We start from the raw sequence: 26,979 nt of genomic DNA, 5'->3' as shown, positions 1-26,979 counted from the left end.
TCCAGCAACGATGTGACCCGCCAGTAGCTCGGCGTCCTCATCCGGCTGGTCACTTTGTGCTGTGCGTCGTATGCTCGGCGTTGTCGGATGGATTGCCCAGGGTCGGGCAATCCGGACGTGATTGCCGAAATCAGCGTGGATTTCGTCGCTCTCTGTTCCCAATTGTGTGGAACGGAATTCCCGCACCGTCTGCCCGAGGCCATTGTCGTGCCAACGGGGAGTTCGTGCTGCCTGTCCGAAGTCGAAAGGACCGCTACGGTGAATTCTTCCCGATTACGCGCCCTTGGAGCCGCCCTTCCGGCCGGCGAATACACCACCTCCGAAGTACTCGATCGGATGACGAGCGGCGGCGAGTTCGACGTCGAGCGAATTACCGGCATCAACCACCGCTACATGGTGGATCGCACGGTCGAGGACACCCTTACCCTCGGTGCGCGGGCCGCGCAGGACGCGCTGGCCAAATCCGGTCTGGACGCCGCCGACCTGGACATCATCATCTGCGGCGGCACCACGGTGCACGACGGATTCCATATGGTCTTCGAACCGTCGGCATCGCAGGAGATCGCCCGGCGCATCGGCGCGGTCAATGCCTCCGGTTATGACGTCGCGAATGCCTGCGGCGGCACCATGACCGGAATCTATCTGCTCGACAACATGATTCGCGCCGGCGTCGTGCGCAATGGCATGGTCGTAACGCCCGAGGTGATCTCGCCGGTGACCGAGGGCGCGCTCGCCGAGGCGATCGATGTGCGTGATCCGCAGTTCGCCGCACTCACCCTCGCGGATGCGGCGGTCGCGGTCATTCTGGACCCGGCGGTCGACGAGGACGACGTGCTGCACTATGTCGATCTGACGACCTGTGCCGAGTACTCGCCGCTGTGTATCGCCAAACCGAGCGACGCCAGCGAGAACATGATCATGTTGACCGACAATCTCACCATGCAGGCCGCGCCGCGCCGCGAAACCTGGGCGAAATTCCACAGCGATATTCTCGCAAAACGCGGCACCACATTCGCCGACGAGAAGTTCGACTTCATCGTGTTCCATCAGCTCGGTGTCGGATTCACCGAGAAGCTCGCCGAGTCCGGCAGCAAGATTCACGGCACCGAGATGCCGCCGCGCCTGGCGACCGTCGAGAAATACGGCAACACGGGGGCAAGCACGCATTTCCTGGTGCTGCACGACTACATTTCCCGTGGCGAGATCCCGAAGGGCGCGAAGATCTGTTTCGTGCCGACGGCCTCGGGAATGGTCTTCGGCGTCTTGTCGGCAACTATCAGCGCATTGGTGGGATGAAATGACGTTTATTATTCGCCGGTCCGCCGTCAGCGCCGACCCCACTCTCGGTTCGATCGATCACGCTGTTCGGGCGGCAGAGGAGTGCCTCTCGGAGGCGGGCGTCGCGGCGAACGATATCGACGTGCTGATCAATGTGGGCGTCTACCGCGACAGCAATATCGTCGAGCCGTCGAATGCGGCGCTGATCCAGAAGGAACTGGGGATGCACCTGGACTACCAGGTGGGCTCCTCGCGGGCGGGCTTCTCGCTCGATCTGCGCAACGGGTCGTGCGGTGTGCTCAACGCCTTGCAGGCCGCGGGCGCGCTGTTGGAAAACGGGACGGTCGAGCGGGTGCTGATCGTCGCCAGTGACGCCCATCCCGGCGGCGCCGGGCACGCACCGGCCGACTTCCGCTATGCCGCTGTCGGTGCGGCGCTGCTGGTGACCAAGGGCATCGATGAGGGGACCGGTTTCGATCGTGTGCACATCCCGGCGCCGCTGCCGCGCGCGGTCGGCACCCATCCCGGCGTCGCCGGCTATCTCGATCTGAAGGCGATGGGCAATGACGGGCAGCGCTCGATCACCGTCGACGTCGCCGACGACTATGCCGAATTGGTCACCGGCGCGGCCTTTGCGGCGGTCCGCTCGTATCTCGGCGAGCGGCCGCAGGCGCGGCGCGTGCTGGTCACCAACAATCCGGTGCCCGATTTCGCGGCCACGCTGGCGGGCGAATTCGGTTTCGACCGAACGCATCAGGCCGCGACCGGCGATCTGGACGCGGGTAGCTCGGGTCTCATCATCGGCTACCACCAGCTGCTGGCAGCCGGTGAGCTGTCGGCCGGTGACGAATTGCTGTTGGTGGCCGCGGGATCCGGTCCGATCGCCGGATGCGTGAGCTACACCGTCCCCGCCGGTGGTGCCGGGTGAGCCGAGAGCTGGCCGATCTGAGCGCGCTGCTGGATCAGCAGATCCGGCAGCGCGCCGAGCTGCCCGCCATCAGCTATCCGACGGTGGCCCATCCCGAACGCGCGAAGCGCGCAGCGGATCTCGGCTTCGCGGTGTTGACCTTCGCCGACCTCGGCGAGCGGGTCAATGCCTATGCCGCGGCGTTCGAACGGATCGGGATCACCAAGGGCGTCAAGACCATTGTCATGGTCAAGCCCGATCCCGATCTGTTCGCGGTGATCTTCGCGCTGTTCCGGGTCGGCGCGGTGCCCGTGGTGGTAGATCCGGGCATGGGCGTGCGCCGCATGCTGCACTGCTTCCGCAGTGTCGGTGCGGAGGCCTTCATCGGCATCCCGGTGGCGCATCTGGTGCGGCTCGCGGCGCGACGCACCTTCCGGTCGGTGCGGCTGCACGTGACCGCCGGACGTTCTTACTGGGGCGGGCACACACTGCTCGCCATGCGGCAGACGCCCGGCGCGGTCGCACCCGACATCGCCCATGCGCCCGACGATCTGCTGATGATCGCCTTCACCACCGGTAGCACCGGACCGGCGAAGGGTGTCGAGTTCACCAGGGCCGGATTCGCCGCGTCGCTGCGGGTGATCGAGCAGTTGCACGGCCGCCCAACGGGTTTCGTCTCGCTGACCTCGGTGCCGCTGTTCGGCATATTCGATCTGCTGCAAGGCGCGCATGTCGTGCTCGGGCCGGTCGACCCGGTGCGGGTGTCGAAGGCCGATCCGGCATTGCTCGCCGATGTGGTCCAGAGTTTCGAGGCCACCGACGTCACCGCGTCACCGGCGCTATTGGGTCCACTCGGCGAATATCTGACGAGGACCGGGACCGCGCTGCCGAGCCTGGTTCGCGTCATCTCGATGGGTGCGCCCGCGAATCTGGACGCACTGGCGGGTGTTCGGGCCGCCCTCGGCGAGACAGCGCACGTATTCACCACCTACGGCGCCACCGAGGCGCTGCCGCTGACCACCCTCGAATGGTCCGAACTCGACGAAACCCGCAAGCAGACCGCCGAGGGCGCGGGCACCTGTGTGGGCCGCCCGATCGCCGAGTCCGACAGCGACACAAGGGTTCGGATCATCGCCATCTCCGATGACGAAATCCCCGCCTGGCACGACGATCTGGTGCTGCCACAGGGCGGGATCGGCGAAATCGTCGCCACCGGTGCGCAAGTCAGCACCGCCTACCATCGGAATCCGGACGCGGACGCCCGCAACAAGATCGATGAGACTCGCCCCGACGGCACCGTGCGCCGCTGGCATCGCGTCGGAGATCTGGCCTGGCAGGACGAATCCGGCCGGCTGTGGTTCTGCGGCCGCTCGGCCCAGCGGGTCCGCACCGCGGCCGGTGACCTGTTCACCGTCCAATGCGAGCAGATCTTCAATACCCATCCGGATGTGCAGCGCACCGCGCTCGTCGGGGTCGGCGAACCGGGCGCGCAGATTCCGGTGCTGTGCTTCGAATTGCGCTCCGGGGTAGCGGAATCGGAGATCCCGCGGGTGCAGCGGGAACTGTGGTCCATCGCGCGCGAACGCGAATTCACCAGGCCCATCAAGGTATTCCGCGCCCATCCCGGGTTCCCGGTCGACATCCGGCACAACGCCAAGATCGGGCGCGAGGAATTGGCCGAATGGGCCGGAAAGGGTATGACGCCATGAAGGCATTGGTCACCGGGGCAACCGGATTCCTCGGCAGCCATATCGTCGACGCCGCGGTGGCGGCGGGCGATGAGGTACGCGCCATCGTCCGGCCGTCGAGCGATCTCGGGTACCTGTCGACGGTGCCCGAACTCGAAACGGTGGCGGGCGATCTCGGCGACTACGAATCGTTGGTCACGGCCTGCAAGGACGTCGATGTGGTCTATCACAGCGCCGGGCTGGTCGCCGAGGTCGGCAGCCGCGCCCAGTTCTGGGAGGCCAATGTCGAAGGCACCCGGCGGCTGATGCGGGCCGCGCGGGCGGCCGGGGTCGGCAGGTTCGTCTTCGTCAGCAGCCCCTCGGTCGCGACCTCCTATGACACCGACCGCTTCGGCATCGACGAGTCCGAGCCGTATGTGACCGATCCGAAGAGTCTGTACGTGGAGACCAAGGCCGCCGCCGAACAGCTCGTCCTGGCCACCAACACCCCCGATTTCGTGACCTGCGCCCTGCGGCCACGGATGATCTGGGGGCCACGCTCGTCGGGCTGGATGACGCTGCTGCTGCGAAAGCTGAAGTCCGGCAAGCTGCCCGACCTCTCCGGCGGCAAGAACGTCATGGTGTCTATCACCTACTGCGAACATGCCGCTCAGGCCTGCCTACAGGCGGCGCGCTCGGACCAGGTCGCGGGCAATGCCTACTTCCTCGCCGATCCCGAGGATGTCGACCTGTGGAAGTTCGTCAAGGACCTCGCCGTCGCCCTGGACCTGACGCCGCCCACCCGCACCATCCCGAAGCCGGTATTCGACGCCGCCATCGCGGTCTTCGACACCATCTGGCGGGTGCCCGCGATCAAGGAACGCTATGCCCCGCCGCTGTCGAGCTGGACCACGGCGGCACTGACTGTTTCCAACACCTACGACACCACTGCCGCCGCACGGGACTTCGGCTACGCGCCCACGGTATCGCTGAACGACGGGTTGGCGGCCTACGTCGACTGGGTCGGACAGGCCGGCGGCGTCGATGCCGTGATCGCCCGCGGATGAACGGCGGCACCCGCCCCGCACTCGAGCGAAAGTCGATCCACGCCTAGGAGACTCGCATGATGACCACCCGGCTGACCAGCCGCCCGACCGGCACCGCCGAGGTGCCGACCGCGCCGGGCGCCCTACCCCTCATCGGACATTCGCACCGCCTGGCCCGCAGGCCCTACCGCTTCCTGCAGACACTCGCGGCGCTCGGACCCGTGGTGCGGGTGAAGATTCCGGGCTACGACACCTATGTCGTCACCGAACCGGATTTGATCCGGGAGGCCTTCGTCGGTCTTTCCGATCAGGGTTCGATGATCGATCGCGCGGAGGCGCTGCTCGGCGCGGGCGTAACGGTCCTGTCCGGTCCGCAACACAAGCGCGAACGCCGAATGATCGCCCCGGCCTTCGCAAGAGGCCGCATCGCGCAGTACGCCACCGTGATGACGCGCCTCGGGGCCGAGCAGGCCGAGGCCTGGCGTGACGGCCAAATGGTGGTCGTCAATACCGAGATGCACGACCTCGCGCTGCGCACCGTCGCGGGTGCGCTGTTCTCCGGCGACCTCGGCGCCGAGACCGGCGCGGAAATCCACGAGATGCTCACGCCGGTGATGACACTGCTCGCCCGGCGCGTCACCCGCCCGGCCTGGATCGACAAGCTGCCGCTGCCGAGCAACCGCCGCTTCGAAGGTCTTGTCACGGGGATGAAGTCGGCCACCCGCAAGATCATCGCGGCCTACCGCGCGGATCTGGCCGCCGACCCGACGCTGGACCACGGCGACCTGCTGGACACCCTGATCAAGGCCCGCGACGAGGACGGTGTCGCGCTCACCGACGCCCAGGTGCACGACGAGCTGATCAACTTCCTGGTCGGCGGCACCGAAGCGACCGGTATGACGCTGTCCTGGGTCTTCCATGAACTGGGCCGGAACCCCGAGCTGGAGGCCGCTTTCCACGCGGAGATCGACGCCGTGCTCGGCGGTCGCCCGGCCGAGTTCGCCGATCTCGGACAGCTCGACCTGACCAAGCGGATCGTCACCGAAACCCTGCGCATGTACTCGCCGTGGCTGACCGTGCGCGATGTCCCCGCGAACTATGAACTCGGCGGCAAGGCGCTGCCCGAGGGCGCCATGTTGCTGGTCTGTCCCGTTGCGGTACACCGGGATCCGGCGATCTTCGCGAACCCCGACAAATTCGACCCGGACCGCTGGCTGCCTGCGGCAATGGATTCCCGGCCCAAGGGTGCGTACCTGCCGTTCGGTATGGGCACCCGCCAGTGTCCGGGAAATGTGTTCTCGCTCACCGAGGTTGCGCTGCAGGTTGCTACGATCGGCGGGCGCTGGCGCCTGCGCCCGATGCCCGGTATCGCGGTGCAAGAGACGGTGATCGGCGCCCTGGTGCACCCGAAGTATCTGCCGATGCGGGTGGTGGCCAGGCAGGTGCAAGCCGGGCACGTCGCGGATTCGTCAGGGAGCGAACGTGGCGCGGCTTAACGAGTGATGAGGGTGTGGCGGTGTTCGAACTGACCAAGCGGCGCAGCAGGTGGATTCTCGGCGTATTCGTCGTGCTCGCGCTGGCAATGGGGATGCTCAGCTCGACGTTGTTCGACAATGTCCAAGGCGGCGGCTACAGCGATCCGGGCGGCGAATCCAGCCGGGCCACCGAGATATTGCGCGATAGCTTCGGTCAGGCGCCGCCGAACTTCGTGCTGCTGGTGCGCAGCGACACGTCGGTCGATGATCCGGAAGCGGCCACCGCCGCGGTGAAATTGGCGCTGAAGCTGAAGGATGAGCCGGGTGTCGCGGGTGTCATGTCGTACTGGATGGACAAGTCGCCCGCCCTGCGCGCCAATGACGGCAAATCGGGCCTGATCGTCGCGAGCATCCTCGGTGAGGAGGGCGAGGTTGACCAGAAGGTCGGCGGGCTCGCGGATCGCTACGGCGGCACGCACGGCCCGGTCCAGGTGCGCGTCGGCGGATACGCGATGTTGTTGCACGAGACCGTGAAACAGAGCGAGAAGGACGCCGCCCTCGGCGAATCCATCGCCTTCCCGATCACGTTGGTCGCGTTGCTGTTCGTCTTCGGCGGTTTGGTGGCGGCCAGCCTGCCACTGGTCGTCGCGGCGGTAACCGTGATGATCACCATGGGTGCGCTCTGGCTCATCACACTGGTCACCGATCTCGCCGCGACCGCGACCAATGTCGCCACGCTGCTCGGCCTCGGCCTGGCGATCGACTACAGCCTGCTGATCATCAGCCGCTACCGCGACGAACTGGCCGCCGGTGCGCAGACCGGACCGGCCGTCGCCGCGACCATGCGCTCGGCGGGACGCACCGTGGCCTTCTCGGCCGTGACGGTCGCGGTCGCGCTGTCGGGTCTGCTGTTCTTCCCGCTGCTCGCGGTGCGCTCCATGGGATACGCGGGCCTGGCGGTCGCGGTGATCGCCGCTACGGTCTCGCTGACGGTGCTGCCCGCGATCCTGCTGCTACTCGGCAGCCGCATCGACCGCGGCCAGCTCGGCTGGTTCTTCCGCCCGCAACGGCCCGCGCCGGGCGAGGGTTTCTGGCATCGGCTCGCGGTCTTCGTCATGCGCAAGCCGATGCCCATCGGTCTGGCGGTCGCGGCATTCCTGCTCTTGCTCGGCACCCCGTTCCTCGGGGTGAAATTGGGCTTCCCGGATCAGCGGGCACTGCCGGAGTCGATGAACAACCGGCAGATCACCGAGATAATCCAGCGCGATTTCACCGCGACCGACACCAATGGACTTTTCGTCGTATTGCCCGACGGCAAGTCCGGATTGGATGCCTACGCGCGCAAGCTCTCCGAGGTCGACAATGTCCGCCGCGTCGACACCGCCACCGGCAGCTACGCGCACGGCGGGCAGCTCGTCCCGCCGATGGCGCAGCATGCGCGCTTCGAAACCAAGGACGCCGCATATCTTTCGGTGACACCGGATACCAGCGATCCGGGCCTGCTGGACCGGGTGGCGAAGGACTTGCGCGCGGTACCGGCACCGTCGCAGCGGCTGGTCGGCGGCATCGCGGCCGCCAGCGCGGATTCACTCGACGCGGTGACCTCGGCGCTGCCGGTGGCCCTGGCCTACGTCGTGATCATCATGCTGATCGTGCTGTTCCTGCTGACCGGCAGCGTGGTGCTGCCGCTGGTGGCGATCGTGCTGAGCGCACTCAGCCTCACCGCGACCTTCGGCGCGCTGGTCTGGATCTTCCAGGACGGTCATCTGTCCGGCCTGCTCGATTTCACCGTGACGGGCGATCTGCCGCCGACCGTGCCGGTCATGCTCTTCGGCGTCGCCTTCGGTCTGGCGATGGATTATCAGGTATTCCTGCTGTCCCGGATCCTGGAAGAGTACGAACGCACCGGCAAGAACGAATCCGCGGTCGCGCACGGGTTGGAGAAGATCGGCCGGATCGTCACCGCGGCGGCGGTCCTGATCTCCCTGGTGTTCTTGGGCTTCCTGGCCTCGGACATCACCTTTATGAAGTCCTTCGGCATCGGCCTGCCGCTGGCCGTGCTGGTCGACGCGACCCTGGTCCGCGGCTTCCTGCTGCCCGCGGTGATGAAGCTGCTCGGGGACTGGAACTGGTGGGCGCCGGGGCCGCTCGAAAAGCTGCACGAGCGCTTCGGATTCGACGAGGGACCGTCCGCACCATCCCTGCCCGATGCGGACGGTCTGCGCCAGCCCGCGCGGGTGTAGACCAGAGAACTGATGGCCGTGCGGATTCGCCGCACGGCCATCGGTCTTATCGGGACACGGTCGGGACCGTTGCGTTGGTCAGCGGATTGCCCAGGAGCCGTCTCAAATTCCGCCAGTCGACAGCAATCCGCCGTCGACGCGAATCGTCTCGCCGGTGATCCACTTGGCCTCGTCGGAGACCAGGAATCCGATCAGCTGCGCAACATCCTCCGGCGCGCCGAGCCGCTTCATCGGATACATGCTCGCGGACTGCTCCTCGTCGGCCGAGTACAGCGCATCGGCGAATTTGGTCTTGATCACGCCGGGCGCTACCGCGTTCACGCGGATTTTCGGGCCCAGTTGCCAGGCCAGCTCGTCGGTGAGCCGGATCAGCGCGGCCTTGGACGCGCCGTAGGCCGCGATCACACCGGTCGAGCGCAGGCCGGCGACGCTGGCCACGTTCACCACCGCGCCGCCGTGGTCGCGCATCCACGCCTTGTACGCCTCCTGCACGTAGCCGAGGGCGGCGACGACATTGACGTCGAAGATCTTGCGCACCGCCTCCAGATCGGCCTCCATGAGGGAGCCGTAGACCGGATTGATGCCGGTGTTGTTGATCAGGATGTCCAGCGAGCCGAACTCCGAGACCACCCGGCTCACCGCCGCGGCCCGGCTGTCCGCATCACCCGAGTTGCCCGCCAGCGCGCTGACCTCGCCCCGATGGCCGAGCGCCCGCAGCTCGGCTGCCGCCTTCTCGAGCGGCTCCGGCTTGCGCGCGGTGATCAGCACATTGGCGCCACGACGCAACAACTCCGCCGCGACGGCCTTGCCGATGCCACGGCTGGCTCCGGAAACGAGTGCGCTCTTGCCCAACAGATCGGTCGTCATGTGATGGCACGCTACCGCTGTTGAGATCCGCCGAGTGGACCCGGTCGGGCTCGCGCGATCTCGCCCCCGGGACGACTCTTCCCACCGGCGGGGATCCGCTGCCCTGAGCGTGGCGCCTAGCTGCGATTAAGCTGCCCGACAGGCATCGGCGGAAGGTGAGATATGGCTGTCGACACTTCGCTGCCGTCGCGCCCGGATGCACCCATCCTCAACGCCTATATCGGCCACATAGAGGCGGCGCTGGCGAGGCTGGTGAAGGCGGTGGGCGACGGCTCGGCGAAGTCGATTACGGTCAAGGGCCTGGATGGCCTGGGGGATTCGCAGCTGAAGACCGGCGATCTCGTCGCGAAATACCATGCCAAACAAAGCGACGACACGAAGTATCGAGACGATCTGAACGCATTGGATACGAAGATCGTCGGTATCGCGGGTATGGCGCAGAAATCGGCCGATCTGGCGAATACGGTCTACACCGAGGTCGAGACTCTGGTGGGCACGGCCAAGGGAACCATCGCCAGTGTGCCGCAGAACCCTGACATCGGTGTGCAGTTGAGTGCGATAGGCAGCATCGACAAGGCCGTCAGCACAACGGCGGACCACGTGTCGAGCGCGTACGACGAGATGAACGAGCATGCCGGTGGCGTGGGCGACCCGTCCCCGAGGAACAACTACATGCCGACATCGGGCGGCGGTGGCGGCGGCGGAAGTTACGTACCTCCGAATGGCCCCAGCTACGACCGTCAGTACACCGCACCCGTGAGCGCGACCAACGGTGGTGGCCCGAACCGCCGACTCTCCGAAGCAGAGGTCGACTACTACATCGGCAAGGCCCTGGATGCCCTCGGCATCACCGATCCGGTCGCCCGCCAGAGGTGGACAGAGGGCTACCGAACCCTGATCGAACGCGAATCGAGCAGATACATCGGCTCGATCAACCTAGAGGACAGCAACGCGGTTGCCGGACATCCTTCACAGGGCTTGACCCAGACCATTCCCAGCACCTTCGCGGCCTACCACGTCGCCGGAACGTCGTCGAACATCACCGATCCGACCGCCAATATCGCGGCCAGCATGAACTATGTGATGGACGTGTACCACGTCGGGCGCGACGGCTCCAACCTGACGTCGAACGTCCAGCAGGCCGATGCCGGCCGACCGTCGAGGGGCTACTGAACCGCCGGCCACCCTCCCGCGGAGTTAGCGCGGTCACACCTGGATCGCGCGGTGTCGGAAGCACCTCCGGCGCCAGGTAAAATCGGTGGTTCTTGTGCGTGTTCACGTCGCACAATCGAGCAACAACCGACCAGCACGACATACCCCCGTAGGAGAAGCCTGTGATCACCGCGACGGACCTGGAGGTCCGGGCCGGAGTCCGCACCCTGCTGTCGGCCCCGGGGCCGGCACTGCGGGTGCAGGCCGGAGACCGGATCGGACTGGTCGGGCGCAATGGCGCGGGCAAGACCACCACGCTGCGCATTCTGGCGGGGGAGGGCGAGCCCTACGCCGGAAAGATTTTGCGCTCCAGCGATATCGGCTATCTCCCACAGGATCCGCGCGAGGGCGATCTCGATGTGCTGGCCCGCGATCGAGTGCTCTCCGCGCGCGGCCTGGACACCCTGTTGCGCGAAATGGAAAAGCAGCAGGCGCTGATGGCCGAGGTGGTCGATGATGCCGAACGCGAGAAGGCGGTGCGCAAGTACGGTCGGCTCGAGGAGCGTTTCTCGGCGCTCGGCGGCTATGTCGCCGAGAGCGAAGCGGCCCGCATCTGCAACAGTCTCGGTCTGCCCGATCGCGTGCTCGGCCAGGCGCTGCGCACCCTGTCCGGTGGTCAGCGTCGCCGAATCGAGTTGGCGCGCATCCTGTTCGCGGCCTCCGACGGCAGCGGCGGCCGCTCGGACACCATCCTGCTGCTCGACGAGCCGACCAACCACCTCGACGCCGACTCCATCACCTGGCTGCGCGGCTTCCTGCAGAACCACGACGGCGGCCTGATCGTGATCAGCCACGATGTCGAACTGCTCGGCGATGTGGTGAACAAGGTCTGGTTCCTGGACGCGGTGCGCGGTGAGGCCGACGTCTACAACATGGGCTGGCAGAAATACCTGGACGCGCGTGCCACCGACGAACAGCGCCGCCGCCGCGAACGCGCCAATGCCGAGAAGAAGGCCAGCGCCCTGCGCGCCCAGGCCGCCAAACTCGGCGCCAAGGCCACGAAAGCCACTGCGGCACAGAATATGGCCAAGCGCGCCGACCGCTTGATGGCCGAACTCGACGAGGTGCGGGTGGCCGACAAGGTCGCGCGGATCAAATTCCCCGAACCCGCCGCCTGCGGCAAGACTCCGCTGATGGCCGAGAATCTGACCAAGGTCTACGGCTCGCTGGAGATCTTCACCGGCGTCGATCTGGCCATCGACCGCGGCAGCCGCGTCGTCGTGCTCGGCCTCAACGGCGCGGGTAAGACCACGCTGCTGCGCCTGCTGGCGGGGGTGGAGACGCCGACCGCGGGCGGGCTCGTCCCCGGACACGGGCTCAAGATCGGCTACTTCGCGCAGGAGCACGACACCCTCGACGACCAGGCCACGGTATGGGAGAACATCCGTCACGCCGCACCGGACGCGGGTGAACAGGAGCTGCGCGGCCTGCTCGGCGCGTTCATGTTCACCGGACCGCAGCTGGAACAACCCGCGGGCACCCTCTCCGGCGGTGAGAAGACCCGTCTCGCGCTGGCGGGCCTGGTCTCCTCGGCCGCCAATGTGCTGCTGCTCGACGAGCCGACCAATAACCTCGACCCGGTCTCGCGCGAACAGGTCCTCGACGCGCTGCGCACCTACGCGGGCGCCGTCGTGCTGGTCACCCACGACCCGGGCGCGGCCGAGGCGCTGTCCCCGGAACGGGTGATCTTGCTGCCGGACGGCCAGGAAGACCACTGGTCGGCGGAGTATTTGGAGCTGATTCAGCTGGCCTGATTCCCCCGATCCGGGCGGAGTTTCGTTGGGGGCGGTCGGTTTTCGCCACCTCGAATCGGATTTTCGGTGATTTTCATCACAAAGACCCGTTGATCACAGCTTGCAGAGTGTCTAGCCTGGAAAGACGCGGCTCGGCGACTCGGAGGAAGCCATGAGCGACAGGCCCACACAAGTCAAGGCCACACTGGGTAAGGGCACACGCGTCACGGGGAAATCACGAGACCGTTTGCAAACCCAGCTGAAGAAGCAGTACGAGGCGGGTGCCAGCATTCGATCGCTGGCCCGGTCCACCGGCCGCTCCTACGGTTTCATCCATAACGTGCTGGTGGAGTCACACGTGCAGCTCCGCAGTCGCGGCGGTGCGAACCGCCGCAAGAGCCAGTAACGTTTCGGATCTGAATCCGGTGTCGGCGAATGGATTTCGCCGACACCGAGCGGGATCGAGCGCGCCTAGTAGCCCGGCACCGCGCCGTCGCCGTTGACCAGCAGGTTGGCGAGGCTGCGGAACATCGGCAGGCCCGTCTTGATCTCCAGATACGCGAACTGGCCCTGTGGGTTGACCTCGAGAAAGTAGTACTCGCCATCGAGGCCCAGGCGCAGATCCAGCACGCCGAAGCTCAGGCCCAGTGCCCCCATGAGCGTGGCCAGCGACTTGCTGACCGAGGCGGGCAGATGTTCCGGGGCGAAGTCGACGGTGGTGTCCAGCCGCGAGTCGACGCGGCCGACGCCGGACTGCGAATCGATGCGGACCGTCCATTCGACGCCGTCCATCCACACCACGCGCAGATCGCATATGGCTTCGATGTAGTCCTGGAAGGTGGTCGGCGCGGAACGGATGCCCGCGAGTCTGCCGAAATCGGCCTTGGTGATGAGCCTGGTCTCGGCGAATTCGGCGCGTCCGGTCCCGGTGCGCTTGTAAACGACCGCGCCCGAACGTGATTCGACGAAGCTGCGCGCCTCGTCGGGATCGTTGGTGATCAGGGTCTCCGGGACCGCGAATCCGGCTCGTCGCGCCGTCTCCAACTGGACGATCTTGCGGCTGGCGGTGCGATCGGCGCCGGGATCGTTGACCCAATACGCGGGTATCGACCACAGCATGCCCTGGATGAAGCCGTCGCATTCGGCCTGGCGGTAGGCGTCATCCGAGGCGCGCACACCGGCGGGAACCTGTGCCGGATGCGGTCGTCGCCACCAGACCGAGCGGACGTCGTCGAGTCCGATTACATGTGAGAGCGAACGCGCGGTGCCGTGCCGGTCGAGTCGGAAACTTCCGGATTCGCGCGGGAAGTCACGCAGATCTAGCTGAATCGGGCTGAGCCCGTGGTGTTCTCGCAACGTCGCCGCCATCGCGGTGCCGTGCAGATCATCGGATTCGGAGACGATGAGGACCGAACCTGTCCGGCGCGCCGCCATGCGCAGTCCTGTTCAGTCGAGGCTGTCGCAGTTTATGCCGTCGTCGCTGGTCGCGAGCGATTTGGTTTGGCAGTAGGTGAAGGTTGCCCCGCTGGTGGCCGGGCATTCGGCGAGCTGCAGGCTGTTGGCCCACGATGCGGTGAGTTGTTGCAGCGCTTCATCTCCCAGTGCCGCGGAGGGCTCCGCGGCCAATGTCATCGGCCGGTCGACGAGATCGATGCGCAGGCGCCGGGTGAAATCCGCGGTGGCGCCGGGGCGGATATCCATCAGCACCGGGCGGCCGTCGCGCTCGGCGGCCGCGCCATCGGTCCAGTCCACTACCCGAAGTACGTCGTCGCGACGAAAGGTCCACGTTCCTTCGGTCACTCTGACGGTGAAATCTCGTTCCGACTCGGCCACCAGCAGTCCCTGCAACGCGGGGACGCGGTCACCCGTCGGCGCGGTACCGGGGAGGTGGATTGCGTCGGTCATTGTGAGCGCTCCGATCTGCTCGCGATTTGCCAGGACTCCCGAGCGGGAACTGGATCATAACGCGCAAGGGGGTCCGCACGGTCCGGATCGAGAGATTTCACCGCCGCTGGCAAACCGGATTTGCACTCGGGATGCACTAGCGCCGAAAGATTTTCGGCGAGATGGTAAATAGCTCTCCGCAATCATCTAGCTAATTCTGAATGGGTGCTGTTCGGTATGTATTGCCCGGGATTGGCGGCCGTGCATCCGGTCTCGATCATCCCCGCCGATTCGCATTGCGCTCGGCCCACCACTGCGCAGACTCCACGAACCAGTTGTCGAACTCCTCCTGGGATGCCGCCAGATCCTCGAAGGTGGCCTCGCCCTTGACGAGACGGTCGAGCAGGCGGAAGTAGCCGAAGCGTTCGACGGCGGGCATGAGGGCGATCAGGATTCGGGCCGAGCTGTCCGGGGTGGCGCCGAAGGCGTGCGGCATCAGCTTGGGCACGACGATCGAACCGCCCGCGGCGACCGTGACGATCTCGTCCCCCGCCAGGACCTGCAGTTCGCCGTCGGCGACGTAGAACAGCTCGTCCGACTTGGTGTGGTAGTGCGGCGCCGCGCCGTCGGCGCCCCGATCCATATTGACCTCCAGGTGGCTGACCGCGCCGCCCGCCTCGTTCGAGTCGATGAGCAGGCGCATGGTGACCGACGGGGTCACCAGGGTCTCGGCATCCTGCGGCTGGCGGATGGCGAAGGGGCGTTCGGTGGTGGCGCTCATGATGTTCACTCCAGATGATTCGGTGATTGATAATTCGCTACCGAACTATATCTTGGCGAATAGAATGTTGTCCATGGCTGAGGCGGAACAGGATCCGGTGGACGCGATCATCGAGCAGTGGCGCCGGGAACGGCCGGACCTCGAGTTGGAGGCGATGGCCGTGATCGGACGGCTCGGCAGGCTGCTGATGGTCGCGCAGCGGGATATCGAGGCGGTCTTCACCGCGCACGGGCTACAACGCGGGGAGTTCGATGTGCTTGCCGCGCTGCGTCGTTCGGGGGAGCCGTTCGAGTTGAATCCGTCGGTGCTCGCCGACACGCTGATGATGTCGCGTGCCGGGATGACCGGACGGCTCGATCGCCTGGAGTTGGCCGGGTTGGTCCGGCGCATCGCGGACGCGGCGGATCGCCGCGCCGTTCGGGTCGCTCTGACCGATGCCGGCCGCACCCTGATCGATGAGGTCGTCACCGCGCATACCGAGAATGAAACTCGCATGTTGTCGGTGCTTTCGGCGAAGGATCGCCACGATCTGGACCGCATCGCCCGGGTGCTGCTCGGCAGCTTCGAGCGGAGCGCGAGATGAGGTAGCTCGATACTCGCGCGCCCGCGCGGTCATTGATGCAACCTGGATCATGGCACCGATGGGCGGTGCACAAGGAGGTGCACGATGATCGACATCATCACCCTCCGCGGCACGGGCGAGCCGCGGAACAGCAATGGGACACCGACCGGCATGCTCCACGATGTCACCAAACTGCTCGATACCGCCCGCTTCACCGCCTTCGAGCCGGACTGGCCCGCCTCGGTCGGGCCGGACCCGGACCTATGGGGTCCGTCGCTGGACACCTCGATCCGCCTCGGTGTCGCCGCGGGTGTCAAAGCGATTCAGGATTCGCCGAATGTGTGTGGACTGCTGAGCTATTCGCTCGGCGGCATCTGCGCGAGCAAGATCCTGGAGGGGGTGCGGTCGGGGGTGTACAAGAACACCGACGGCTCACCCCTCGAGATCGCATTCGCCGTCAATATCGCCAACCCGATGCGCAAGCGCGGCCAGTCGGTCGGCAATCTCTGCCCGCCAACGACTTACGGCCTGCACGGCGAACACGGTGGCTGGCCCGCACTCGACGTCAAGGAGTACGCGAATCCGGGCGACATCATCACCTCCTCGCCCGGCGACTCCCCATTGCACATCATCGATGTCGGCATTTCGCCGTTTTCCTTCGTGGAGGGCGCCCGCATCGGCAATGTGGGCCCGCTGATCTTCGCCGAACTGCTCCGGTTCCTGATGGACGACCCGGTCGCCAACCTGAATCGGTATGCCGCCGCGGTCGATGGCGTCATCGGCTATCTGACGCCGTGGCCGGATGGTCAGCACGTCCTCTACTCCGGGCACAACATGCCCGGCACCAATGTCCTATGGACAACCCATGCCGCCGACTATCTGAATGCCACCTACTGAACGCCGTGTGCCGGGGGCGGTTTCGTACCGGAAGTCGGCGAAAACCCGAGCCTGGCCCGGATTCAGGTGACCACCAGCACTGTTGCATGTAGTTGCGTGCATCACAGTCCCTAATTTGCTGAAAGGATGCTGCATGGGCGAGCGGTCGCATCGTAGAGTCTGAATTCGCTGGCGCGTCATCGTGTTTCGAACGAGGAGTTACGGAGGCGTCCGTGACTTCCGGACGGCGTGCCAGCGGCGGGCCCTTTCGGCCTGTACCCGCGCCGTCGGCCAGCGAGGGCGCGGTCTCGGATAGTCGGCGCCGCCGGGGAGGGATCCACCATCATCCCCACTCTTCCCGGCGGCGTCGCACTCGTGCTGTATTGATCAATCACCCTGCGCAGCAGCGGAGACCGGCTGCCACTTGCGCCAGAGCTCCAAGCGGGATTCGTAGTCCGCGGTCGCGATCGCCAGGGGGATCTCGCCGAGGAAGATACGCAGCGGCGGCTCCGCTGCGTCGACGACGGCCAGGATGGCGGCGCGGGTGGCGGCCGGATCGCCCCGGCGCACCGCGGAACGCTGCGCGGCCCTGGCCTCCCTGGCCGGATCGTAGGCCGGATTCGGGGTGGCGTGGCGCGCGGACGGACCGGCCCAGTCGGTATCGAAGCCGCCCGGCTCGATCAGGGTGACATGGATGCCGAACGGCGCGACTTCCTGCGCGAGGGACTGGGAGAACCCTTCCAGTGCCCACTTCGACGCGTGGTATGCGCCGAGGTTCTGGAAGGCCGAGATGCCGCCGATGCTCGAGACCTGGATGATGTGGCCGCTGCCCTGGGCCCGCAGGATCGGCAACGCCGCCTGGGTGATCCACAGTGCGCCGAAGACATTGGTCTCCAACTGTGCTCGGAGCTCGGCCTCGCTGAGCTCCTCGATCATGCCGAACTGTCCGTAGCCCGCATTGTTGATCACGATATCGAGCCGCCCGAATCGTTCGGCGCTCTGCTGTACCGCGGCGAAGTCGGCGTCCCGGTCGGTGACGTCCAAGCGTAGCGGCAGAAAGGTATCCGGATATTTGGCGACGAGATCGTCGAGTGTGCTCAACTCGCGTGCCGTACCGGCCACCTGGTCGCCGCGCTCCAGTGCGGCGAGTGCCCATTCGCGGCCGAATCCTCGTGAGACTCCGGTGATGAACCAAACTTTGCTCATGTGATCACGGTAGTCACCTGGAGTGCACTCCAAGCAAGTGATCAACGTGGGTGCAGGGTGACCGGCAGTGCCGACGGGGAGAGGACGAAGTCGCGATTCGATGCGCGCACCACGTACTTCGGATCGGGGATCGGCCGCCAGCGGGCGAGCAGGGCCGCGGCGGCGAGGCCGATTTCGATCATGGCGAAATGGTCGCCGAGGCAGCGGCGGCGGCCGACGCCGAACGACAGGTTGGACTTCTTATCGATATCGGCGGCACGCTCGGGCGACCAGCGATCCGGGTCGAAGGATTCCGGATGGGTGAAGTAGCGCTTATCGTGCTGAACCAGATAGGGGCTGAACATGATCGCCGTGCCGTCCGGAACGGTGAGTCCGCCGATGGTGACGTCGCCGTCGGCGGTGCCGGCGCTGATCCAGGGGCCCCAGAACCGAAGTGTCTCCGCCACAACCTGTTTGAGGTACGGGAGGGCGCCGAGATGGTCGGGCCGGACCGAATCCGATCCGACGACGGCATCGAGTTCGGCATACAGCTGCTCGGCGATGCGCGGGTGACGCATGACCTCATGCCATAGCCACCCCGTCAGCGACGCCATCGAGCCGACGCCACCGGCCAGCATGAGAATCGCCTCGTCGATGATGTGCTCATCGGACAGCGTCGCACCGGTCTCGCTGTCGGTATGCCGAATGAGCGCGGACACCACATCGTTGAAATCCTCATCGCGGCGGCGGTATTCGGCGATGACGTCACCGATGGCGGCGCGCAGGTGATGTGCCTTCGTGCGCCATCGCCAGTTCGCGATCAGCCGCAGGCGGCGCACCTGCGGGGGTAGCGCGGTCCGCAGAATGACCTGGCTGAGCAGCCACGGCACATTGTCCCGGATCTCACGGCGTGCGTCATCGCTGAAATCGGCCGTGAACAGGGTCGAGGACACCGTGTCGAGGATCAGGCCGTGGGCCTCGTCCATCAGATTCACCCGACCGCCCGAAGGCAGTCCCGCCGACCAGGTTTCCGCGATGTCGGCCGCCGACCTCGTGTACTCGGCGAGGCGGCTCTGCCGCAGCGCGGGCGCGATCATCCTGCGCCGCAGTTTGTGTTCATCGCCGCGCAGGACATTCACCGATCCGCCCGCGACGTCCTTGATCGCCTCGCGCAGGTCGTCTCGATTGAGTTCGGCATCGCCGAGTCCGACCTCGCGGACGAGATCCGGTGTGGTGAGCAGATATCCGGTCTTCTGACCGAAGTGGATACGCACGATCGGCCCGACGTCGGCCAGCGACGTGACGAATCCGGGGGCGTCGCGCAGGGCCCGCAGGCTGTGTCCCACCAGTGGCAGCGCGCCAGGAGCGGTCGGCACCTCCGAAAGAGATTGCGGCATGACCAATTCTGGACTGCGCGCGGACTCTTCGCGGGCCTGGCGGTAGATTTCGAGCACCTGCTCGGTCTGCCGTGATTGCCGCACGGAGTCGCCGTGTGCGGCGAGGACCTCGCGCATCGCGTCGAATGCGGTGCGATCGGCGTTGAGTTTCGCGATGGTATCGGCCATCGCGATCGCCGAAGGATCGGCGGTGCGCACGCCGCCGCCGGCGGGTACCGATTCGTCGAGATCGGGATCGCAGTAGATGATCGGCAGGCCCACCGCCACCGCTTCCAGCAGGACCATGCCCTGGGTGTCGAACCCGTGGGATGGGAATAGCAGGGCGTCGCCGTCGGACATGGCCGCGAGGCATTCGGCCTGAGTGACCCTGCCGTGTAAGCGGATTCGGTCCTCGAGGCGGTGTTCGGCGATGGCGGCTGCCGCCGCCGCGCGCAGGTCGCCCTCGCCATAGATATCGAGGGTGCAGTCCTCGACGAGCCGCACGGCGTCGATGGATTGGAGCAGCCGCTTCTCGGCGGACAACCGCCCGCACCAGATGAGCCGCAGCGGCGCGTCGGCGGCCCGATCGACTCCCGCTGTGCTGCCGCGGCTTTCGATCAGCTCATCGTCGACACCGTTGGACACCACCCGAATCGGGCGCGTCAGGCCGTGCGCGAGCAGCAGCTCGGCGAAGTGCTGCGTCGGCGCGATCACCCGATCCGCCGCCTGCGCCTGCCCGACGATCGTCCACCAGGCATGTCGTGCCGCACGGCTTTCGGCGCGATGCGGCATGTGCTGGCGGTGTGGTACGAACCGGCCGTGCAGCGCGCGCAGCGCCAGAGCCGCCGGATACGGTGCCGGCGAGGTGTTCTCGATGAACGCGTCGTCGCGGCTCTGGGCCGTGTGGATCAGCGCAAGCCGGTGTCGCCGTGCCGCTTTCATACCGGCGATGGCGACGCCGTAGGTGGTGTGGGTATGCACCAGGTCGATCGGTCCGTGCGCGGCGAAGGCGGCGTCGATGAGTTCGTCATTGTGCTTGGTAGGCAGCACAACCGGGAATCCGTTCACCTCGAGACCACCGGCGGCGCGCAGCTCGACCACATGCGGGTCCGTATGCGCGCCCGATTGCGGCGCGACGAAGAGGGTGACGCGGTGACCTGCGCGTTCGAGTCCACGGCACAGCGAATCGACCGCGGTCTGGATCCCTCCGAGCGTGGTCGGGTGGTAGTCCATGAACATCGCGATGTGCACAATGGCACTGTACTGATACATGCCCTTTGTGGAGAGCCCATATTTCCGTGGACTATCCGCTCGGAGTCGGGTCACGGGCCCAATACCGAAAGAGCCGCCGTGAAAATAGCGATTCCGCTCACCGGAACTCGTGGAGACGTCCAGCCGGTCGTGGCGCTGGGACTGGAGCTGCGCCGCCGCGGCCACGACGTGCTGCTCGGGGCGCCGCCGAATCTCGTCGAATTCGCCACGGCCACCGGCCTCGCCGCCGTCGCCTGCGGACCCGATGTGCAGCAGCTCTACAGTTCGGATGCCGGACAGCGGGCCCTTGCCGCCGGAAATACGCTGCGGCTGATGCAATTGGTGGCCAGTCAGATGGCCGATTACGCCCAGCAGATGAACCGCGAGGTCATCGATGTGTGTGCGGGGGCCGATCTGATCGTGGCCAGCACGGTCACCGAGGACCGGGCCAGTTCGGTCGCCGAGGCGATGGGCGTTGCGCTGGTCAGCCTGCATTACTTCCCCTGCCGGAGCAATGGCGCCTATCCGTTTCCGGGTGCGCTGCCGCCGCGCTGGAATCCGCCAGCGGCGGTGAATCGGGCGACGTGGATGATCGCGGAGAATCTGCGCCGCGTGGTGTTCATGCGCTACCTCAATGACCTGCGGGTGACGCTCGGGTTGCCGAAATCGCGGGCCAGCACGGCCGCGGTGCTGGCCCGGGCGAATGTCCCGGAGGTGCAGATCTACGATCCGGCACTGGTGCCCGGACTGCCCGAACAATGGGATGAGCGCAGGCCGTTCACCGGATTTCTGACCCTCGATCACGCCGCCCGCGAGGCCGTCGGCGATCTCGCTGGCGACCATGCGGGCATCCTGTCGTGGATCGAGGAGGGCGAGCCGCCGGTGTTCTTCGGTTTCGGCAGCATGCCGATCCGCGATACCGCGGCGGTGCTGGCGATGGTGTCCGAGGTGTCGGCTCGGCTGGGGGTGCGTGCGCTGGTGAGCGCCGGGTGGAGTGATCTGGATATCGCCGACGCACAGGCGGGACCGAACGTCAAGGTCGTCGGTCCGTTCGCACACGACCTGGTCTTTCCGCATTGCGCGGCCGCGGTGCATCACGGCGGCATCGGGACGCTGTTCGAGAGTCTGCGCGCCGGATTGCCGACGCTCGTGTGCTCGGTGTCGTTCGAGCAGCCCATGTGGGGTGGACAGGTCGAACGTCTCGGCGTGGGTGCGCACCTGCCGTTCACGCGACTCACCGAGTCGCGGCTCGAACAGGGTGTCGCATCGTTGTTGACACCCGAACGTCGTTCCCGCGCAGCGGAATTCGCGAAAACGCTGAGCACCGAGGACGCCGCCGCGCGCACCGCCGACATCGTAGAGGCCGCCGCCCGGTGACGATCGACGTCTTCGCCGACACCATGGTCATGTTCCGCCGCTGTGTCCGGCATACGCTGCGCAGCCGGGACACCCTGATCATCTCGCTGCTCATGCCGATCCTGGTCATGCTGCTGTTCACCTACGTCTTCGGTGGGGCCATCGATGTCGGCGGCCCCTACCTGGACTATGTGGTGCCCGGAATCATGTTGCTGTGCACGGGTTTCGGCTCATCCATCACGGCCACGGCGGTATCCACCGATATGACCAGGGGCAGTATCGACCGGTTCCGCACACTGCCGATGTTCCGGCAGGCCGTGCTGGCCGGACATGTCGCCGAGGGGGTGATGCGCAATCTCGCGGCCATTGCGATCGCGGTTTCGGTGGCGATCGCGCTCGGTTACCGGCCCCAGGCCGGTCTACTCGGCTGGGTGGCGGCCCTAGCGGTGATCACCCTGTTCGTCACGGCGATCTCCTGGATCGCCGTCGCACTCGGTTTGGCCGCCAAGAATCCGGAAGCCGCTGGCGGTCTCACCTACGCGATCATGTTCATCCCGTACATCAGCAGCGCCTTCGTCCAAACCGCCACCATGCCGCACTGGCTGCGCGGCTTCGCCGACTACCAACCCGCCACCCCCATCATCGAAACGGTGCGTGGCCTCCTCAACGCGACCGGCGCCGGACACCACGCCCCGCTCGCCATCCTCTGGTGCGTCATCCTCGCGACCCTCGGATTCGCCGGCGCGAGCGTCGTATTCAGCCGTTTATCGCGGCGGTAATGCGTTCCGGCTCAGCGCATGTCGCGGTGACCTGCGGCTAGTTCGGTCATTACCTTGTCGGCGCCGAAGAGGTGTTGGACGCGGTTCGAGAGATTCGGGGCGATCAGGGCGAAGCTGGCGCCGAGACGAACCGGCAGCGGTGCGACGTCGGTTTCGGCGATATTCCGTTCGATCGCACGAACCACGGCGTTCGCGACGTCTTCCGGGCTTCGGGTGCCGACGCCCCGTGGTAGTGCCGCGCCGGATTTGACGAACATGCCCGCGTCCCTGACGAATCCGGGGTAGATGGACGAGACACCGACGCCGCGGTCCTCGAGGTCGGCGCGCACGGCCAAGGCGAAGCCGCGGAGTCCGAATTTGGTCGCGTTGTATATCGCCGCCTTACCGGATGCGGCCTTGCCGGACAGGGAGTTGATGAAGACCAGGTGGCCCTTGCCGCGTTCGGCCATGCGCTCACCCGCGAGGCGGGCCAGCATGATGGGTGCGCGCAGATTGACCTCCAGCGCACGATCGATCTCGGTCGGCGAATAGTCGAGCAGGTCTCCCGAACCGGGCAATGCCGCATTGGCGATGACGATATCGAGGTCACCGGCCTCCGCGAGCAGCTTCTCGACGGCGCCCGGCACGGCGAGGTCCGCGACGACCGCCCGCGCCCCGAACCGTGCGGCGACCTTATCGAGTTCGTCGGCGCGGCGTCCGGACAGCACCACGCTCGCCCCTCGACCCGCGACCGCGGCGGCGATCGCGACCCCGATCCCGCCTGTCGCCCCGGTGACCAGGACACGCGCTCCGTTCAGTTTCATGCGCACGATTATCGTCGAGATACCGCATTTCGCGTGGCATCCCAGGTCGCACGGCGTAGCGGCGGCGGTTGTCGGGAGCGAGGACGCGCTGCCGCCTGTCGTAGCATCGGTCGGGTCCTCACGCGGCTATGGCGCCGCCGCCGGATGGCCCCCGCGGGGGATGCTGCGGCTGATTCAGTCCTTGCGGCGCACCGACGCTTCGACCAGATCCAGTACCGCGGAAAGGTTTTCGTTGGTGTGCCCGGAGGCGATGCGGGCGATGAGCCCGTCGAGCACCAGGTCCAGATAGCCGAGCAAGACATCGGTCGGCACATCGTCGCGCAAAGCACCGGCGGCCTTGCGGCGTTCCAAACGGGCCAGCGTCGCGGCGGTCAGCTCTGCGGAGCGCTGCGTCCAGCCCGCGCGGAACTCCGGATCGGTGCGCAACCGGCGCGCGATCTCCAAACGCGTTCCGAGCCAATTGAATTGCTCCGGATGGGCCAGCATATCGCGCATGACCTGTACCAGACCCTGGTTGGCCGCGACGTCGGCCATGCGGTCGGCGTCTTCTTGTGCGAGCGCGAGGAACAGGGCGTCCTTGTCCCGGAAGTGATGGAAGATCGCGCCGCGGGACAGGCCGATTGCCTCCTCCAGGCGGCGCACGGTGGCGCCTTCGTACCCGTATTCGGCGAAACACGCCCGCGCCCCGTCGAGTATCTGACTACGCCGGGCGGCGAGGTGATCGTCACTGACCTTGGGCATCTGGCTCCTCCGAGCGAAGCGGGCAATGCAATGTGAACAGGTCCGCGCACCGCACGGTTGCGGTGCGCGGACCCACTACAGCACAGTCGATCAGCCGCGAATCATATTGCGCAGCACGTACTGCAGGATGCCGCCGTTGCGGTAGTAGTCGGCCTCACCGGGCGTGTCGATCCGGACCACCGCGTCGAAGGTGATCACATCACCGTTCTCCTTGGTGGCGGTGACCTTCAAGGTCTTCGGAGTCGCACCCTCGTTCAGCTTGGTGATGCCTTCGATATCGAAGGTCTCGGTGCCGTCCAGCTTCAGCGACGCGGCCGACTCACCGGCCGGGAACTGCAGCGGAATGACGCCCATACCAATGAGGTTCGAGCGGTGGATGCGCTCGAAGGACTCGGTGATGACGGCCTTCACACCCAGCAGCGAGGTGCCCTTGGCGGCCCAGTCACGCGAGGAACCCGAGCCGTACTCCTTACCGCCGAGCACGACCAGCGGGATGCCCGCGGCCTGGTAGTTCTGCGAGGCGTCGTAGATGAACGCCTGCGGGCCGCCGTCCTGGGTGAAGTCGCGGGTGTAACCGCCCGAGACGTCGTCCAGCAGCTGGTTGCGCAGCCGGATGTTGGCGAAGGTGCCGCGGATCATCACCTCGTGGTTACCGCGACGCGAGCCCAGGGAGTTGTAGTCCTTGCGCTCGACGCCGTGCGAGTCGAGGTACTGCGCAGCCGGGGTGCCCGGCTTGATCGGACCGGCCGGGGAGATGTGGTCGGTGGTGACCGAGTCGCCGAGCAGCGCGAGCACGCGAGCGCCCTTGATGTCGGTGACCGGGGCCGGCTCCATTTCCATGCCGTCGAAGTACGGCGCCTTGCGGACGTAGGTCGAGTTCTCGTCCCACGCGAAGGTGTCGCCCTCCGGGGTCTCCAGGTTCTGCCAGCGCGCGTCGCCCTTGAAGACGTCGGCGTAGGACTTGGTGAACATCTCGCGGTTGATCGCCGACTTGATGGTGTCGTCGATCTCCTGCGGCGACGGCCAGATGTCCTTCAGGAAGACATCGTTGCCGTCGGTGTCCTGGCCCAGGGCGTCGGTCTCGAAGTCGAAGTCCATGGTGCCCGCGAGCGCGTACGCGATGACCAGCGGCGGCGAGGCCAGGTAGTTCATCTTCACGTCGGGGGAGATGCGACCCTCGAAGTTGCGGTTACCGGAGAGCACCGCGGTGACCGACAGATCGTTGTCGTTGATCGCCTTGGAGATCTCCTCCGGCAGCGGGCCGGTGTTGCCGATGCAGGTGGTGCAGCCGAAGCCGCCCACGTAGAAGCCGAGCTTCTCGAGGTACGGCCACAGTCCGGCCTTCTCGTAGTAGTCGGCGACGACCTGCGAGCCCGGCGCCATGTTGGTCTTCACCCACGGCTTGGAGGACAGGCCCTTCTCGACCGCGTTGCGCGCCAGCAGGGCGGCGCCCAGCATGACCGACGGGTTCGAGGTGTTGGTGCAGGAGGTGATGCCGGCGACCACGACGGCGCCGTGATCGAGCACGAAATCACCGCGCTCCGGATCGGAGACCTTGACCGGCTTGGACGGACGGCCGACGTTGCCGTTGGCGGCGGACGGCAGGATCGCGTCGTCGTCGGCGAAGGACAGCACGGCCGGATCGCTGGCCGGGAAGGACTCCTCGACGGCCTCGTCCAGGTGCGAGTGCGGGGTCACGGCGGCGGGGCCGCTCTCCGCGTCGCTGGTGTAGTTGTGGATGTCCTTGCGGAACGCGGTCTTGGAGTCCGACAACAGGATTCGGTCCTGCGGGCGCTTCGGTCCCGCGATGGACGGCACGACGGTGCTCAGGTCCAGCTCCAGGTACTCCGAGTACGCGGGCTCGTGATCGGCGTCGTGCCACATGCCCTGTTCCTTGGCGTACGCCTCGACGAGCGCGAGCTGCTCGTCGCTGCGGCCGGTCAGGCGCAGGTAGTTGATGGTCTCGGCGTCGATCGGGAAGATCGCGGCGGTGGAACCGAATTCGGGGCTCATATTGCCCAGGGTGGCGCGGTTGGCGAGGGGAACCTCGGCGACGCCCTTGCCGTAGAACTCGACGAACTTGCCGACCACACCGTGCTTGCGCAGCATGTCGGTGACGGTGAGCACGACGTCGGTGGCGGTGACGCCCGGCTTGATCTCACCGGTCAGCTTGAAGCCGACGACGCGCGGGATCAGCATGGAGACCGGCTGGCCCAGCATGGCGGCCTCGGCCTCGATGCCGCCGACGCCCCAGCCCAGCACGCCGAGGCCGTTGACCATGGTGGTGTGCGAGTCGGTGCCGACGCAGGTGTCCGGATAGGCCTGGCCGTTGCGGACCATGACGGTCGGCGCCAGGTACTCGATGTTCACCTGGTGCACGATGCCCATGCCCGGCGGGACGACCTTGAAGTCGTCGAAGGCGCCCTGGCCCCAGCGCAGGAACTGGTAGCGCTCGCCGTTGCGCTGGTACTCCAGGTCGACGTTGCGCTCGAGGGCGTCAGCGCGGCCGAAGACATCGAGGATGACCGAGTGGTCGATGACCATGTCGGCGGGGGAGAGCGGGTTGACCTTGTTCGGGTCGCCGCCGAGAGCGGTGACGGCCTCACGCATGGTTGCCAGGTCGACGACACAGGGCACGCCGGTGAAGTCCTGCATGATCACGCGGGCCGGGGTGAACTGGATCTCGGTGTCCGGCTGTGCGTTCGGATCCCAGTTCGCGATGGCCCGAATGTGATCGGCGGTGATGTTGGCGCCGTCCTCGGTGCGGAGCAGGTTCTCCGCGAGGACCTTCAGTGCGTAGGGGAGTTTCTCGGTGCCCGGCACGGCCGAGAGACGGAAGATCTCGTAGGAGTTGCTTCCGACCTCGAGGGTGCCCTTGGCGCCGAAAGTATCGATACTTGTCGTCACGTCAGCTCCACTCATCTGTGAGGGTGGTCATCGGCGGGGCTGTGCCGATG

The 26,979-nt window shown here is 66.4% G+C and carries 22 protein-coding genes; 13 read left to right on the top strand and 9 right to left on the bottom strand.

The genetic code is table 11. The features are described 5' to 3' along the window. Positions 1-258 precede the first annotated feature (258 nt). The 6 genes from ACHQ4I_RS17995 to ACHQ4I_RS17970 are packed head-to-tail and all read left to right on the top strand — an operon-like array spanning position 259 to position 8,616. Complete coding sequence (locus ACHQ4I_RS17995) at positions 259-1,296, top strand: 3-oxoacyl-ACP synthase III family protein (protein ID WP_420772938.1); 1,038 nt, start codon at positions 259-261, stop codon at positions 1,294-1,296. A gap of 1 nt (position 1,297) precedes the next feature. Next, the gene (locus tag ACHQ4I_RS17990) at positions 1,298-2,206 is read left to right on the top strand and encodes a hypothetical protein (protein WP_420772937.1); all 909 of its coding nucleotides are present in this window, start codon (positions 1,298-1,300) and stop codon (positions 2,204-2,206) included. Then, positions 2,203-3,894, top strand: coding sequence for a fatty acid CoA ligase family protein (locus ACHQ4I_RS17985; protein ID WP_420772936.1), 1,692 nt, complete (start codon positions 2,203-2,205; stop codon positions 3,892-3,894). The genes ACHQ4I_RS17990 and ACHQ4I_RS17985 overlap by 4 nt, the downstream gene beginning before the upstream one ends. Then, positions 3,867-4,919: an NAD-dependent epimerase/dehydratase family protein gene (locus ACHQ4I_RS17980; protein WP_420772935.1), complete on the top strand. Its 1,053-nt coding sequence runs from the start codon at positions 3,867-3,869 to the stop codon at positions 4,917-4,919. Before ACHQ4I_RS17985 ends, ACHQ4I_RS17980 begins: the two co-directional genes overlap by 28 nt. A gap of 56 nt (positions 4,920-4,975) precedes the next feature. Beyond that, complete coding sequence (locus tag ACHQ4I_RS17975) at positions 4,976-6,394, top strand: cytochrome P450 (RefSeq protein ID WP_420772934.1); 1,419 nt, start codon at positions 4,976-4,978, stop codon at positions 6,392-6,394. Positions 6,395-6,414: 20 nt separating this feature from the next. Continuing rightward, the gene (locus ACHQ4I_RS17970) at positions 6,415-8,616 is read left to right on the top strand and encodes an MMPL family transporter (RefSeq protein ID WP_420772933.1); all 2,202 of its coding nucleotides are present in this window, start codon (positions 6,415-6,417) and stop codon (positions 8,614-8,616) included. Between the two features lie 102 nt (positions 8,617-8,718). On the opposite strand, the gene ACHQ4I_RS17965 is transcribed toward ACHQ4I_RS17970, so the two are convergent. Continuing rightward, positions 8,719-9,483, bottom strand: coding sequence for an SDR family oxidoreductase (locus ACHQ4I_RS17965; RefSeq protein ID WP_420772932.1), 765 nt, complete (start codon positions 9,481-9,483; stop codon positions 8,719-8,721). Between the two features lie 162 nt (positions 9,484-9,645). Here ACHQ4I_RS17965 and ACHQ4I_RS17960 point away from each other — a divergent pair, with 162 nt between their 5' ends. The 3 genes from ACHQ4I_RS17960 to ACHQ4I_RS17950 all read left to right on the top strand — a co-directional run bounded on the left by ACHQ4I_RS17960 (position 9,646) and on the right by ACHQ4I_RS17950 (position 12,834). Next, the gene (locus tag ACHQ4I_RS17960; RefSeq protein WP_420772931.1) at positions 9,646-10,656 is read left to right on the top strand and encodes a lysozyme family protein; all 1,011 of its coding nucleotides are present in this window, start codon (positions 9,646-9,648) and stop codon (positions 10,654-10,656) included. Between the two features lie 161 nt (positions 10,657-10,817). Next, on the top strand, positions 10,818-12,449 hold the full coding sequence (locus ACHQ4I_RS17955) for an ABC-F family ATP-binding cassette domain-containing protein (RefSeq protein WP_420772930.1): 1,632 nt from the start codon (positions 10,818-10,820) through the stop codon (positions 12,447-12,449). Between the two features lie 151 nt (positions 12,450-12,600). Then, positions 12,601-12,834, top strand: a complete 234-nt coding sequence (locus ACHQ4I_RS17950) for a helix-turn-helix domain-containing protein (RefSeq protein ID WP_063043281.1) — start codon at positions 12,601-12,603, stop codon at positions 12,832-12,834. A 65-nt stretch (positions 12,835-12,899) separates the two neighbouring features. On the opposite strand, the gene ACHQ4I_RS17945 is transcribed toward ACHQ4I_RS17950, so the two are convergent. From ACHQ4I_RS17945 to ACHQ4I_RS17935, 3 genes are all read right to left on the bottom strand, one after another. Continuing rightward, complete coding sequence (locus ACHQ4I_RS17945; RefSeq protein WP_420772929.1) at positions 12,900-13,862, bottom strand: MvdC/MvdD family ATP grasp protein; 963 nt, start codon at positions 13,860-13,862, stop codon at positions 12,900-12,902. A gap of 12 nt (positions 13,863-13,874) precedes the next feature. Next, positions 13,875-14,333, bottom strand: coding sequence for a hypothetical protein (locus ACHQ4I_RS17940; protein WP_420772928.1), 459 nt, complete (start codon positions 14,331-14,333; stop codon positions 13,875-13,877). Between the two features lie 256 nt (positions 14,334-14,589). Continuing rightward, positions 14,590-15,093, bottom strand: coding sequence for a cupin domain-containing protein (locus ACHQ4I_RS17935; RefSeq protein ID WP_420772927.1), 504 nt, complete (start codon positions 15,091-15,093; stop codon positions 14,590-14,592). A gap of 73 nt (positions 15,094-15,166) precedes the next feature. Between ACHQ4I_RS17935 and ACHQ4I_RS17930 the strand changes: the two genes are divergently transcribed. Both ACHQ4I_RS17930 and ACHQ4I_RS17925 read left to right on the top strand, forming a co-directional pair. Next, on the top strand, positions 15,167-15,676 hold the full coding sequence (locus ACHQ4I_RS17930) for a MarR family winged helix-turn-helix transcriptional regulator (protein WP_420772926.1): 510 nt from the start codon (positions 15,167-15,169) through the stop codon (positions 15,674-15,676). A gap of 84 nt (positions 15,677-15,760) precedes the next feature. Further along, a complete protein-coding gene (locus ACHQ4I_RS17925) occupies positions 15,761-16,552 on the top strand; it encodes a hypothetical protein (protein WP_420772925.1) in 792 nt (263 codons plus the stop codon). A 366-nt stretch (positions 16,553-16,918) separates the two neighbouring features. On the opposite strand, the gene ACHQ4I_RS17920 is transcribed toward ACHQ4I_RS17925, so the two are convergent. Continuing rightward, positions 16,919-17,737, bottom strand: a complete 819-nt coding sequence (locus ACHQ4I_RS17920) for an SDR family oxidoreductase (protein WP_420772924.1) — start codon at positions 17,735-17,737, stop codon at positions 16,919-16,921. Positions 17,738-17,778: 41 nt separating this feature from the next. Beyond that, the gene (locus ACHQ4I_RS17915) at positions 17,779-20,364 is read right to left on the bottom strand and encodes a cytochrome P450 (protein WP_420772923.1); all 2,586 of its coding nucleotides are present in this window, start codon (positions 20,362-20,364) and stop codon (positions 17,779-17,781) included. A 78-nt stretch (positions 20,365-20,442) separates the two neighbouring features. Between ACHQ4I_RS17915 and ACHQ4I_RS17910 the strand changes: the two genes are divergently transcribed. Both ACHQ4I_RS17910 and ACHQ4I_RS17905 read left to right on the top strand, forming a co-directional pair. Further along, the gene (locus tag ACHQ4I_RS17910; protein ID WP_420772922.1) at positions 20,443-21,720 is read left to right on the top strand and encodes a glycosyltransferase; all 1,278 of its coding nucleotides are present in this window, start codon (positions 20,443-20,445) and stop codon (positions 21,718-21,720) included. Further along, a complete protein-coding gene (locus tag ACHQ4I_RS17905; protein ID WP_420772921.1) occupies positions 21,717-22,478 on the top strand; it encodes an ABC transporter permease in 762 nt (253 codons plus the stop codon). The genes ACHQ4I_RS17910 and ACHQ4I_RS17905 overlap by 4 nt, the downstream gene beginning before the upstream one ends. Before the next feature lie 11 nt (positions 22,479-22,489). Here ACHQ4I_RS17905 and ACHQ4I_RS17900 read toward each other — a convergent pair whose 3' ends face one another. The 3 genes from ACHQ4I_RS17900 to ACHQ4I_RS17890 form a co-directional block, all read right to left on the bottom strand. Further along, complete coding sequence (locus ACHQ4I_RS17900) at positions 22,490-23,281, bottom strand: SDR family NAD(P)-dependent oxidoreductase (RefSeq protein ID WP_420772920.1); 792 nt, start codon at positions 23,279-23,281, stop codon at positions 22,490-22,492. A gap of 174 nt (positions 23,282-23,455) precedes the next feature. Then, complete coding sequence (locus tag ACHQ4I_RS17895) at positions 23,456-24,022, bottom strand: TetR/AcrR family transcriptional regulator (RefSeq protein WP_420772919.1); 567 nt, start codon at positions 24,020-24,022, stop codon at positions 23,456-23,458. Positions 24,023-24,112: 90 nt separating this feature from the next. Further along, positions 24,113-26,944 (bottom strand): aconitate hydratase, encoded by a 2,832-nt coding sequence (locus tag ACHQ4I_RS17890; RefSeq protein WP_420772918.1) that lies wholly within the window; start codon positions 26,942-26,944, stop codon positions 24,113-24,115. Positions 26,945-26,979 lie beyond the last annotated feature (35 nt).

The organism is Nocardia nepalensis, assembly GCF_048910785.1.
Taxonomy (GTDB): domain Bacteria; phylum Actinomycetota; class Actinomycetes; order Mycobacteriales; family Mycobacteriaceae; genus Nocardia; species Nocardia nepalensis.
This window is presented reverse-complemented; position numbering and strand designations above follow the sequence as displayed.